14 protein-coding genes are annotated in these 12,347 nt (G+C 50.1%); 12 read left to right on the top strand and 2 right to left on the bottom strand.

Annotated elements, in window-relative coordinates:
- Positions 1-3: 3 nt before the first annotated feature.
- Positions 4-675 carry a metal-dependent hydrolase gene (locus tag KAH19_RS00825; RefSeq protein ID WP_210684734.1) on the bottom strand — a complete coding sequence of 224 codons (672 nt, stop codon included), beginning with the start codon at positions 673-675 and terminating at the stop codon, positions 4-6.
- Between the two features lie 195 nt (positions 676-870).
- On the opposite strand from KAH19_RS00825, the gene KAH19_RS00820 reads away from it, so the two are divergent.
- From KAH19_RS00820 to KAH19_RS00790, 7 genes are all read left to right on the top strand, one after another.
- The gene (locus KAH19_RS00820) at positions 871-1,815 is read left to right on the top strand and encodes a glucosaminidase domain-containing protein (protein WP_210684733.1); all 945 of its coding nucleotides are present in this window, start codon (positions 871-873) and stop codon (positions 1,813-1,815) included.
- Between the two features lie 43 nt (positions 1,816-1,858).
- A complete protein-coding gene (gene trmL, locus KAH19_RS00815; RefSeq protein WP_040564986.1) occupies positions 1,859-2,338 on the top strand; it encodes a tRNA (uridine(34)/cytosine(34)/5-carboxymethylaminomethyluridine(34)-2'-O)-methyltransferase TrmL in 480 nt (159 codons plus the stop codon).
- Positions 2,335-2,691 (top strand): 6-carboxytetrahydropterin synthase QueD, encoded by a 357-nt coding sequence (gene queD / locus KAH19_RS00810; protein ID WP_009145128.1) that lies wholly within the window; start codon positions 2,335-2,337, stop codon positions 2,689-2,691. Before trmL ends, queD begins: the two co-directional genes overlap by 4 nt.
- A gap of 1 nt (position 2,692) precedes the next feature.
- On the top strand, positions 2,693-3,469 hold the full coding sequence (folE2, locus tag KAH19_RS00805; protein ID WP_040564984.1) for a GTP cyclohydrolase FolE2: 777 nt from the start codon (positions 2,693-2,695) through the stop codon (positions 3,467-3,469).
- On the top strand, positions 3,460-4,653 hold the full coding sequence (folP, locus tag KAH19_RS00800; protein ID WP_210684732.1) for a dihydropteroate synthase: 1,194 nt from the start codon (positions 3,460-3,462) through the stop codon (positions 4,651-4,653). The genes folE2 and folP overlap by 10 nt, the downstream gene beginning before the upstream one ends.
- Before the next feature lie 512 nt (positions 4,654-5,165).
- Positions 5,166-5,624, top strand: coding sequence for a 2-amino-4-hydroxy-6-hydroxymethyldihydropteridine diphosphokinase (folK, locus tag KAH19_RS00795; protein ID WP_210684731.1), 459 nt, complete (start codon positions 5,166-5,168; stop codon positions 5,622-5,624).
- 81 nt (positions 5,625-5,705) lie between these two features.
- A complete protein-coding gene (locus tag KAH19_RS00790) occupies positions 5,706-6,107 on the top strand; it encodes a zinc ribbon domain-containing protein (RefSeq protein WP_009145124.1) in 402 nt (133 codons plus the stop codon).
- 59 nt (positions 6,108-6,166) lie between these two features.
- Here the strand turns inward: KAH19_RS00790 and rpmB are convergent, their stop codons facing one another.
- Positions 6,167-6,358 carry a 50S ribosomal protein L28 gene (rpmB, locus tag KAH19_RS00785; RefSeq protein ID WP_021719311.1) on the bottom strand — a complete coding sequence of 64 codons (192 nt, stop codon included), beginning with the start codon at positions 6,356-6,358 and terminating at the stop codon, positions 6,167-6,169.
- 120 nt (positions 6,359-6,478) lie between these two features.
- Between rpmB and recG the strand changes: the two genes are divergently transcribed.
- The 5 genes from recG (at position 6,479) to grpE (ending at position 12,281) form a co-directional block, all read left to right on the top strand.
- Entirely contained in the window at positions 6,479-8,539 is a 2,061-nt protein-coding gene (gene recG / locus KAH19_RS00780) for an ATP-dependent DNA helicase RecG (RefSeq protein WP_210684730.1), read from the top strand.
- Positions 8,540-8,554: 15 nt separating this feature from the next.
- The gene (locus tag KAH19_RS00775) at positions 8,555-9,253 is read left to right on the top strand and encodes a TVP38/TMEM64 family protein (RefSeq protein WP_210684729.1); all 699 of its coding nucleotides are present in this window, start codon (positions 8,555-8,557) and stop codon (positions 9,251-9,253) included.
- Positions 9,254-9,336: 83 nt separating this feature from the next.
- The gene (gene hemW, locus KAH19_RS00770) at positions 9,337-10,533 is read left to right on the top strand and encodes a radical SAM family heme chaperone HemW (protein WP_210684728.1); all 1,197 of its coding nucleotides are present in this window, start codon (positions 9,337-9,339) and stop codon (positions 10,531-10,533) included.
- Positions 10,534-10,640: 107 nt separating this feature from the next.
- The gene (hrcA, locus tag KAH19_RS00765; protein WP_210684727.1) at positions 10,641-11,675 is read left to right on the top strand and encodes a heat-inducible transcriptional repressor HrcA; all 1,035 of its coding nucleotides are present in this window, start codon (positions 10,641-10,643) and stop codon (positions 11,673-11,675) included.
- Between the two features lie 18 nt (positions 11,676-11,693).
- Entirely contained in the window at positions 11,694-12,281 is a 588-nt protein-coding gene (gene grpE, locus KAH19_RS00760; RefSeq protein ID WP_246869380.1) for a nucleotide exchange factor GrpE, read from the top strand.
- The last annotated feature ends 66 nt before the right edge of the window (positions 12,282-12,347 follow it).

The following is a 12,347-nucleotide window of genomic DNA, read 5'->3' as shown; positions in this document are numbered from 1 at the left end:
TTTTTAATCGATATCAATAGTATTGCCTGGTTTTACAATGAGTACCTTGCTGTCGGTTTCGTCCTCAACGGCAGCCTTGAAGGCTTCAACGTCCTGAGCGATGGGCGGCCAGGTGTTGTAGTGTACGGGGATAACGTATTTTGCCTGCAGCAGCTTGCAAGCGATAAGCGCATCATTGGGGTCCATGGTGAAGTTGCCGCCGATGGGAAGCACTGCGTATTCGAAGGCGTTGAGCTTGGGCAGCAGCTGCATATCGCTGAAGAGTGCGGTGTCACCGGCGAAGTACAGCTTAGTGCCGTAGAAATCAATGACGATACCGCAGGCGTGACCGCCGGGAACGCCGCTGCCGTGGAAGGCCAGCGTCAGGCGTACCTTGCCGAAGGGAAACTTAAAGGTGCCGCCAAGATGCATAGCGTGCGCTTTGCAGCCGGCTTCCTGCGCCAGACCGCAGATTTCGGCAGTAGAGATGATGGTAGCGTCACAATTTTTGGCGATTTCAAAGGCACTGCCCAAATGGTCGAAGTGGCCGTGGCTGACGAAAATATAATCAACCTTAATGTCTTTGGCGGTAAGTCCTTCCGGATTATCGTCCAGATACGGGTCGAAGATAATAGCGGAATTATTTTTTTCAAAAATAAAGCAGGCATGGTTGATGAAATGGAATTTTGCGGACATAATTTTCCCTCCTTAATTTGACAAGCTGATTGCTACTTCATATTAAATAAGATAGCGCTTGACTGTTATCTTATAAATATTATAGCTTAAATCTACTTTTTTGTGAATTCCTCACTGCAGGGGTGGGAAAAACTTTACAATTTTGCCTCAGGTGCGGTAAAATTGATAGCGTGATATATATAGGAGTAATGCGCTATGAAATATAAAAAATTTACTTTTGCGTGTGTTCTGCTAGGCCTGTCGCTGTACGCCGGCGTGTGTGCGGCAACTGTGCGCGAGGTCGCTGATGAAGCGCCTGTCTCTAAGCAGACCATTATCGCTGATAAAAAGGATAAGAAGCTGCTGAATAAAAAGCAGCGCGCTGTCCAAATAACTCAGGAAAAGGATAAAATCGTTGTATCTACCAAGCCGGTGGCTAAACCGCCTGCCGGTACGATAAATGTTCCTGCTGCTCCGCGTCCGTCACTGCTGCAGGAGAAGGACGGCAAGTTCTATTTTTCCGGTACTCAGCTGCCGGACGATTACCGTAATATCGCCATTTACGGTGAGGCGATTGCTAGCAAGGCGCAGGCTGTTGCCTATATTCTGGCGGCTAACCCTGCTGTGAAGCTGGCCTGCCCGGTGGAGGAGCTGGTTGAGCTGTACTGGCAGGAGGCTAAGCGTGAAAATGTGCGACCCGACCTTGCCCTGGCGCAATCGTTGGTTGAAACCGGTGCTTACCGTTATGGCGGTGATGTGCTGCATCATCAGAACAATTTCTGCGGTCTCGGTACTATCGGCGGCGGTGTGCGCGGTGCGTCCTTTGCTACGCCGCAGCTGGGAGTGCGTGCGCATATCCAGCATCTGCTGGCTTATACGCAGACGAAGCGCCCCTCAACGGATATTGTTGATCCGCGCTATGATCTGGCGCATAATATCCGTATGGAGCGCGGTGTTGTCAACACCTGGTACGGTTTGAACGGCACTTGGGCGATGGGCTCGCTGTATTGCGAAAAGATTATGGCTACCTATCAGAAAATCCTGGCACAGCAGCCTGTGGAGGAGATTAAGCCTGCACCGGCTGAACCGGTTAAGGAAAAGAATAAAAAGAAACGCAGTATGAAGCAGAGAGTTTCCGAAATACTGCAGGAGAAAAAATAAATTAACGACTGCGCAGCAGTCAGCTGAGGAGGCATTCAGTAAAATGCATATAGTTTTAGTTGAACCGGAAATTCCCGGCAATACCGGTAATATTGCACGTCTGTGCGCAGCAACCGGCTGTCACCTGCATTTGGTTCGTCCGCTTGGTTTTTCCGTAGAGGATAAATATTTGAAGCGTGCAGGCCTGGATTATTGGCATCTTGTTGATATCCATTATTATGACAGCGTTTATGAGGTGCTGGAAAAATATAAGGATAATCCCAAGTATTTCCTGACGACGAAGGCACACAGCTCTTATGCCGATGTGCAGTATGCTCAGGACAGCCTGCTTATTTTCGGCAAGGAAACTGCCGGTCTGCCGGAAACCCTGCTGCACGAATATCCCGAAAGCTGCATCCGTATTCCGATGATTGAGGATGCACGCTCTTTGAATTTGTCCAATTCCGTGGCGATTGTGGCTTATGAGGCTCTGCGCCAGAACGGTTTTGCTGATTTAACCCTTTATGGAGGAGAATATAAATGATAATTATCAAGGAATTCGATTTTGACGCTGCGCATTATCTGCCTGCCTATAACGGCAAGTGCGAGCATTTGCACGGTCATACCTATAAGCTGGTGGTAAAGGTGGAGGGTACTCCCGACCACGAGGGTATGGTTATTGATTTCATTAAGCTGAAGAATCTGGTGAAGGAAGAGGTGCTGGCACATCTGGACCACGCCTGCCTAAATGATATTCTGCCGGTGCCTTCCGCAGAAAATATCAGCGTCTGGGTTTGGAATAAGCTGGTTGAGCTGCTGAAGAGCGACCATTATCATTTATATGAAGTAGAAGTTTGGGAAACTCGCACCAGCGGTTGCGTGTACAGAGGTGAATGACGTGAAGGATGTACAAAGCGAAAAGGATTTACGCAATATTCCTTTGAAGCATGTGGGAATAAAGGGCCTGCGCTGGCCGATTGAGCTGCGCGATAAAGCACGCGGTACGCAGCACAGCGTAGCGGAGGTGACGTTGGCTGTTGATTTGCCGCATGATATGCGCGGTACGCACATGAGCCGTTTTGTGGAGTGCTTACGTACTCTCGGTCCTGTGGGCCTCGCTGATGTGGAGGCAATTTTAGACCAGCTGAAGCAGCATCTGCAGGCTGAAAGAGCTTTTATTGAGCTGAAATTCCCGTATTTTGTGACGAAGAAGGCTCCTGTGAGCGGCATGGAAGCGCCAATGGATATCGATTGCGTGTATAAGGCCGAGAAGGGCGAGAAGCTGCGTTGGCGCATTACGGCTGTTGTGCCTGTGCAGACGCTGTGCCCTTGCTCTAAGGAAATCAGTGAGTACGGTGCGCATAACCAGCGTGCCTGGGCAAAGCTGGAGGTTGAGGCGCAGGAGATGGTGTGGCTGGAGGAGCTGGTAGAATATGCCGAGGCTTCCGCAAGTACGCCGCTCTATGGTCTTTTGAAGCGTCCTGACGAAAAATACGTTACGGAGCATGCTTATGAGAATCCGCGTTTTGTAGAGGATGCCGTGCGTGAGGTTGCTTTGCGTCTGGAGGCGGATAAGCGCATTACCTGGTATCGTGCAGAGGTGGAGAGCATGGAAAGCATCCATAATCATAACGCTTTTGCTGTTGTGGAAAAAGGTGAGAATGAATGTTATTAAAGGTTAACCGTGAAGGCTTGGAGGCAGCGCTGGCAAGCATCGGCGCTCATGCCGACAGTCTGCCTATTTTTGCGCATAAGGCGGAGATTATTCCGTTCAAGCTGCTTGGTGTGCGCACTCCGGCAGCGAATATTATCAAGCAGGAGATGCTGGCGGTGGGCGGCGATGCCGTAACACCGGCCGGTGCTGTTACCTGCGCTGCGAAGTATGTTGATATCCTGCTTTTGGGTACGCTGAAGCATTATAAGGTACTGCTGAAGAAAATGGCACAGATGCCGTACTTTGGTATTCCTCAGGCTGCTATTGATCTGGAGATGGCGCTGACGCCGCAAAAGCTGTGTACTACTCTGGCTGACGGCAGAGTGCTGACCTATGAGAAGATGTGCGTGATGGGCATTCTGAACGTTACGCCCGATTCCTTTTACGAGGGCAGTCGTGTGCCCGCTATGGAGGAGCTGGTGGAGCGTGCCGGCAGAATGCTTGCTGCGGGTGCCGGTGTGCTGGATATCGGCGGTGAGTCTACCCGTCCGGGCAGCGACAGCGTTGATGGGGAGGAGGAGCGCCGCCGCGTAGTTCCTGCGATTACTGCTTTGCGCAAGGCTTATCCCGATGCTGTTATTTCTATTGATACCTATCGTGCGGATACGGCGGAGGCAGCTATTGCTGCCGGTGCTGATATGATTAACGATATCAGCGCAATGGAGGCTGACCCGCGCATGGCGGATGTGGTTGTGGCAACTAAGGCGCCGATTATTCTTATGCATATGCGCGGTACGCCGAAGAATATGCAGCAGAACTGCGAGTACAAGGATGTTGTGCAGGAGGTTGCCGTTTATCTGGCGCAGAGAGCACAGCTTTTGCGTGAGCGCGGTGTTAGTGCGGATAAGATTATTCTGGATCCGGGTATCGGCTTTGCCAAGAATGTGGAGCAGAATTTGCTGTTGATGCGTGATTTGAAGGCTTTGACGAGCTTTGGTTATCCTGTGCTACTGGCGGCTTCGCGCAAGAGTACGCTTGGTGCTGTGCTGGGCGGTGTGTCGGCGGAGCAGCGTTTGGAGGGAACGATTGCGACGAGCCTGCAGGCAATTTACGCGGGGGCGCAGATGGTGCGCGTGCATGACGTTGAGGAGAATGTGCGGGCAATTCGCACGCTGGAGGCTATTTTGCGCGGCAGTGCGGAGTAATTTTGCTTAGCAATTATCTATCGCGCTGCAGCGAAAAATTTTTTAACGGCAATTTTGTGCGGAACAAAGACGAAATTGCAATAAACTCGCGCTAGGCGAAGTATTTTTCTGGAGAAGTCAGCTTAGCGCTCAAACAGTATTGCAATTTCGGTTGTTCCAGGCACTCATTACCTAAAATTTTTATGCTTTCGCCGCGACAGAATAATTGCTGCGACGGTTGCGTTTGGCATTTTGAAGCAAGAAATGTTTTAGCAATTATTTGTCACGCTGCAGCGAAAAATTTTTTAACGGCAATTTCGTGCGGAACAAAGACGAAATTGCAATAAACTCGCGCTAGGCGAAGCATTTTTCTGGAGAAGTCAGCTTAGCGCTCAAACAGTATTGCAAATTCGGTTGTTCCAGGCACTCATTACCTAAAATTTTTATGCTTTCGCCGCGACAGAATAATTGCTGCGACAGTATCGTTTATTTTGCTGGAATATCGTATCACATCAAAAGAACAGGAGTCTGAAATGGCTATTGCATATGTTGCCTTGGGTAGTAACCTGGGCGATAAGAAAAAGAATTTACAGCGCGCGCTGATGCTGCTGATGCAGCAGGGCGTGGAGGTAATGCAGGTTTCCGGCTATTTTGCTACGGAGCCTTACGGTGTTACGGACCAGCCGCAGTTTTTGAATGCTGTGTGCAAGGTGCGCACTAATCTGGAGCCTGTGGCACTTTTGCGTACGCTTTTGGCAACGGAGCTGGCGATGGGGCGTGTGCGCCTGCGTCATTGGGGCGAGCGCAATATTGATCTGGATTTGCTGCTTTACGAAAATGTCGTGATGCAGACACCGGAGCTTACGCTGCCGCATCCCGATATGCAGAACAGGGATTTTGTGCTTTTGCCGTTGCTGGATATTGCGCCGGAGCTGGAGCATCCGCTGCTGCATAAGACTGTAAGGGAAATGGCAGCGGCGCTGAACAAATAGTATTGCGTCAGGCGCAATTTGTTTTACAGTAAATATGCGCTTGTGCTATAATTAAGAAAAAACATTTGGCAGGAGGTAGCTATGAGAATAGATGGTGCCGGCGGTTGCTTTGATAACCGTCTTTATGAAGTTGATATTGACGTAGCCTGGAATATTGCCTTGCTGTGCGTCAATGAGATGGGTGTAACTATTGATGAACAGGATGATGCTGCACATCAGCTGCACTTCCATAACAAGAAAAAAATTATGCAGCTGGCTATGCAGTCTTTGGATGAAGAAACCGTACAGGTTATCATGGACTCCACCAAGGAGCGTCTGCAGATTTATAACTGGAAGCGTGAGGACAAAGAGGTTAACCAGTTCTATGAGCTGTTCGAAAAGAAGCTCACGGAATACCGTGCCTTTATTTTGTGCCCGAACTGCTCCGCAAAAATCAGCTCTTTGGTGAAATTCTGCCCCGAGTGCGGCTGCAAAGTAAAATAAGCGCAAAAAAAGAAACCAAATACCGATTGGTATTTGGCTTCTTTTTAAATCCGAACGGATTAGATTGCGCGGTTAACTTTACCGGAACGCAGGCAACGGGTGCAAACGTTCAAGCGTTTAACAGAACCTTCAACAACTGCTCTTACTTGTTGAATATTCGGGTTCCAAGCACGTTTGGTGTGTCTATTGGAGTGGCTGACGTTGTTGCCAGCGAGTTTTCCTTTACCGCAGATTTCGCAGATAGATGCCATTGTTTCCCACCTCCTTAAACGTGATAAGACATAAGGCACATTCAAATTTAACATGAGTATCATACCATAAAGAGCGCAGAAAAGCAAGGGAATTTTAAGATAAAGAGGGTATTTTTATAAATGTGGTGGAAAGAACCTGTAACAACACTAAAAGGTGTAGGCGTAAAAAAAGCAGCTGAGCTGGCTGCTCTTAATATTTTCAGCGTGGGTGATTTGCTGGAATTTTATCCGCGTCAGGGTGCTTATCTTGATTATGCTAAGCTCAAAACGATTAAGGAGCTGGAGGTTGACAACAGCAAGCAGATTTTCAAAGCGACAGTTTATCAGGTAAAAAACGGCTACGGTGCCAGTCGTCGCAGCTATACGTCCGTGACGGTGCGTGACGAAACAGGTTATGCTACGCTGTACTTTTTCGGCGGGCAGCGCTACAAGGCGCAGAAGCTGAAGCCGGATACAGTGCTGCAGATTACGGGTCGCGTAAGGCAGGGGCGAACTACGAAGTCCGTCAGCGAGGTTGACGTGCAGCCTTTGGAGCAGGATGAGGGCAAAACGCCGGGTATTGTACCGGTGTATGCTTTGAGCGGTAATCTGACGCAGAAGAATCTGCGTACCTGGATAAGCGAGGCCTTGCGCCTGGCTGCAGAGGATTTGCCGGAAAGTTTGCCGGCGAAGGTTGTGAGCCAATGCAATTTGCCCGACCGCTATACGGCGCTGAAAAATATTCACTTTCCGGAAAGCTGGGAAGCATTGCGATGCGCCAAGCAGCGCTTTGTTTTCGAAGAGCTGTTTTTGTTGCAGTGCGGCTTGCTGTATTATCGTCAGCAGAGCCATGACAACAGAGAGGGCATCAAGCATGCTGTCGACGGTGCGCTTGTTAAAGACGTAATACAGGGACTGCCCTTTGAGCTGACGGCAGCACAGCAGCAGGCGTGGCGTGAGATTTCGCTCGATATGCAGGATAAAAAGCCTATGCACCGCATTCTGCAGGGCGATGTAGGCAGCGGCAAGACGGTTATCAGCGCACTGGCATTGGCCAAGGCGGTGGAAAACGGTTATCAGGGCTGCATTATGGTGCCTACGGAAATTTTGGCGGCGCAGCATTTTGAAACGTTGGAGCAGTATCTGCAGCCATACGGTGTGCGTATTGCTTTGCTGACAGGCGGTATGCGTGCTAAGGCAAGGCGTGAGCTGCTGCTGAATCTGGAGCTGGGCCTTGTTGACGTGGTTGTGGGTACGCATGCTCTGCTGGAGGAGGATGTGCGCTTTGCCAATTTGTCGCTGACGGTGACGGACGAGCAGCACCGCTTCGGCGTAGAGCAGCGTGCGCGTCTGTCCAACAAATCGGCCAATGCTCCCGATGTACTGGTAATGACGGCAACGCCGATTCCGCGTACTCTTGCGCTCACTGTTTACGGCGATTTGGATATTTCCGTAATGAAGGGACGCCCGCCACAGCGCAAGCCGGTGCGGACGCTGTGCTATACGGATGAGCGCCGCCGCGAGGTTTACGCCGGCCTGGTGCGTCAGGTGCAGGCAGGAAGGCAGGCTTATGTTGTCTGCCCGCTGATTGAAGAATCCGATGTCCTTGATGTGCATAGCGCCGAAAGGGTATACGAAGAGCTGAAACGCGATTTTCTGCAGGATATTCCCTGCGCTCTGTTGCATGGCAGGCTGAAGGGCGCGGAGAAGGATGCGATTATGAGCAGTTTTGCGGCAGGCGAGCTGAAGGTGCTGGTGAGCACTACGGTTATCGAGGTTGGCGTGAATGTGCCTAATGCTACGCTGATGGTGATTGAAAACGCCGAGCGCTTCGGTCTGGCACAGCTGCATCAGCTGCGCGGACGTGTAGGACGCGGCAGAGAGCAGTCCTACTGCGTACTGCTGACGGCCGCCGATTCGCCGGAGGCACTGGCGCGACTGAACGTACTGCATGAGAGTGAGGACGGCTTCTATCTTGCGGAAAAGGATATGGAGCAGCGCGGTGCAGGCCAGCTCTTTGGCCTGAAGCAGCATGGCTTGCCAGATTTGCGAATTGCTGATATAATGCGAGATGTTGACGTAATTGCGCAGGTTCGCCAACTGGCGCAGGCACAGCTGCGTACACCGGAGGATTGGACGGAAATCCGCCGTCTGGTGGAAATGCAGTTTGGCGAACGCTTTAATATGATTTTCAATACTTAAAGAGGGTATAAATACATGAAAAAAGACTGGTTAAAAAATCCTGATGTTTGTGCTAAGGTGACGGCGGCAGTTTTGCTGGTGGCTTTGTTTTTGGGCATTCACTTTTTTGCCGACGATTTCTTCAATAAAACATTTACGTTGGCAATCAGCGGCAATGTCAACGGCCTGGTGGAATATCTGCGCTCCTTTGGCCCATGGGCGATTTTAATCAGTTTTGTGCTGGACGTGCTGATTAATGCCGGCAGCGTTTTCCCGTCGATTTTTCTTTCTACAGCCAACGGTCTGATTTTCGGCCTGCCATTGGGCATCACAATTTCCTGGCTGGCGGAAACAACCGGTGTTGTTATCAGCTTTTATCTGATGCGCTTTTTCTTCCGTGATACAGCACAGAAGCTGATTGAAAAAAGCAACTCGCTGAAATCCATTGATGAAGCAAGCAGCAAGCACGGTTTGGAGTGGATGGCCTTCGCCAGGGCGCTGCCGTATTTTCCGTCAGGCATTTTGACGGCGGTGGGTGCTGTGAGCAGCATGAGTGCGCGTGATTACATCATTGCCAACCTTATCGGCAAATTTCCTTCCACGGCGTTGGAGGTTGTTATTGGCCATGATGTAGTTAATTTTCAGGAGCACAGCCAAAGACTGACGCTTTTGATCGTGGTTGTGGGCGCTGTCTTTTTTGCGTATAAAAAGTGGTTCTATAAAAAGGGAAAATAAATTTGCTTAGGCGTCGCTGCAGTAATTTCTGTGGCGGCGTTTTTTCAAGATAGAGATACAGATAGTGAAAGGAAATAACACTTATGGAAAATAAACAAGTGCAGCCATGGCAGCAATATCAGGCACTTTATCTGCATATACCGTTTTGCGTACAGAAATGCCTGTATTGCGATTTTGCTTCCTATGCCGGCTTTGGCGAGCAGGCGAAGCGTGATTATACCGACGCCGTGTGCCGGGAAATTGCCCTGCGTGCGGATGAGGCTGCAAATATGGCGGCGAACGCCAGCATTTACTTTGGCGGTGGTACGCCGAGCGTGCTGCCGACGGAATGTATCGCTAAGCTTGCGAACGCCTTGAAGCAGTACGGCTTTTGGCAGCAGCCCTGCGAGGCAACGATTGAGGTGAACCCCGGCACGGCGGATTTGGCCAAGCTGCAGGCGCTGCGCAGCCTTGGCTTTGACCGCATCAGCTTCGGCGTACAGTCGCTGCAGGATAACGAGCTGCGGGCAATAGGACGCATTCACAACGCACAGCAGGCACTTGAGGCACTGACGCTGGCACGCAAAGCAGGCTTTGCACGCATCAGCGCGGATTTGATTTACGGCCTGCCGTCGCAGACGCTTACAAGCCTGCAGGATACGCTGGAGCGTCTGACAGATACGGGCATTGAGCATATTTCTGTTTACGGCCTGATTGTGGAGGAGGGCACGCCGTTGGCAAGCCTTGTGAACAAGGGCAGAATAACTTTGCCTGACGAGGATACGGCGGCGGATATGTATGAGCTGGTGCAGAGCTTTTTGCGCGAGCGTGGCTTTGAACGCTACGAAATTTCCAACTACGCGAAAAACGGACAGTATTCGCGGCACAATACTGTTTATTGGGAGTATCATCCCTACATGGCCTTCGGCGCTGCCGCCTGCGGCTTTGATGGGCAAAGACGGCGTACCGGGCTGAGTACGGTCAAGGAATATATCGGGCAGCTGCAGAGCTTCGGCGGTGACGATTTGCGCGACAGTGCATTATATAATGTAGAAGAATTATCTTGCGCAGAGCTTTTGGAGGAATTCATGTTTATGGGTTTGCGCCGCAGCGAAGGTGCGAGCCTGGCGGAGGCACGCGAGCGCTTTGGCGTTGATGTGCTGCAGCGCTTTGCCTCCGAGCTGGCGCCGCTCTTTGAACAAAAGCTTATTGCGTATGATGCAAGCACGCAAAGACTGCGCCTGACAGAGCGTGGTATGGAGGTCGGCAATCAAATATTTGAAGTTTTTGTGATAACTTAAAAATAAATAAAAAAGGTGTTGACAATAAAGTAGGCTAGTGCTATTCTAGTATCAAGATGTTAGCACTCCTGATGATAGAGTGCTAACAATCAAAATGAGGTGGGAATATGTTAAACGAAAGAAAGAAAAAAATTCTCCAGCTCATAATTGAGGATTATATTTCAACCGCTGAGCCTGTAGGTTCAAGGACGATTGCCCGCAAATATGATTTGGGCCTCAGTCCTGCGACCATCCGTAATGAGATGAGTGACCTGGAGCTCCTGGGTTATCTGGAGCAGCCGCACACCTCGGCTGGACGTGTACCGTCGGCTCAGGCTTATCGTCTTTATGTTGACTCGCTTGTTGAGCCGGGCACTCTGACAGATAATGACAGAGCACTGATTAACGGCTGGTTCAGCGAAAGACGCAGAAGCATTGATGAAATCTTCCAGTCAACGGCTAAAATCCTTTCCCGGATGACGAAGAATGTTTCAATGGTGCTGGCTAACCGTGATGCCGGTGCGTGCTTCCGTTATATGAAGTTTTTACCTCTGGATGAGCACCATGCCATCCTGTGCATTGTAACAGATGACGGCAATGTGGCCAATTGCGTGGTAGAAATTCCTTTGGGAATGCGGCCGGAGGAACTGGACTACATGGCAGGACGCGTCAGCAGACTGCTGGAGGGCAGAGCGCTGGCGAACATTACCGAGGATCTGCTGCAGGCGGTGCATACCAATATAGCAGATGATAAGCTGCTGTTCACATCGCTGGTACAGTCCATCCGCAAAATGCGTCAAAAATACCAGCAGCAAAAGGTTTTCCTGGGTGGTACCAAGCAGCTGCTTAACCAGCCGGAATTCCGCGACGTAGAGCGTGTGAAGAATCTTCTGGGTATCCTGGAGGAGGAACGCGTGGTACGCGATTTGCTGAAGGCAGGCGAGGACAGCGGACTGAAAATCACGATTGGCAGTGAAAACAAATTCACCGGCATTCAGGATTGCAGCATGGTACAGGCAACCTACCGTCTTAACGGTCAGATAGTCGGTACGATGGCAGTTCTTGGCCCGACGCGTATGGAATACGGCAAGGTAATTACCGTAATGGATTACCTGCATAAGTATTTGAAAACGATGTTCGAGCAAAAGCCCGACAATAAATAAAACTAAGGAGGAAGAGCCTTGCAGGATAATGAAATGAAAGAAAAACAGGCTGAGCAGGAGGCTGCGGAAGCGAAGGCTGCCGAACAGGAAACTGCGGAAGCTGCAGAAGCTGAAAAAGCTGAAGATGCAAAAAATGCGGAGGAAGCCGCTGAGCCTGAGGTTGACCCGAAGGATGCCAAAATCGAAGAGCTGCAAAATCGTTTGCTGAGATTGCAGGCCGATTTTGAAAACTTCCGCCGTCGCACCAATATAGAAAAGGAACAGCTTTCCACCTTTGTAACAGTAAATGTGGTTGGCAAGTTCTTAAAGGTTTTAGATAATTTTGAGCGTGCCGAAGCAAGCGTCGAAAAGGGCGATAATGTGGATGCAGTTGTCGACGGTATGAAAAAAATCCGCCGTCAGTTCGAAGATGCCTTCAAGGATCTGAAGGTAGAAGAAATCGAAGCTCAAAATGCTAAATTTGACCCGAACATCCACGAAGCCGTAATGCGCGGTCATAATCCGGAGCTGGATGATGAAATCGTAGATATGGTTTTCGAAAAAGGCTATAAGCTGGGTGACAAGGTTATCCGTCACAGTAAGGTTAGAGTAAACACCAACGAATAAAGCTGGCGTGCTCTTCACAATAAATTAAAAAAATATATCACATCGATTCGGTAAAAATGTGGCATT

This window comes from Phascolarctobacterium sp. Marseille-Q4147, assembly GCF_017968825.1.
Lineage (GTDB): Bacteria > Bacillota > Negativicutes > Acidaminococcales > Acidaminococcaceae > Phascolarctobacterium_A.
This window is presented reverse-complemented; position numbering and strand designations above follow the sequence as displayed.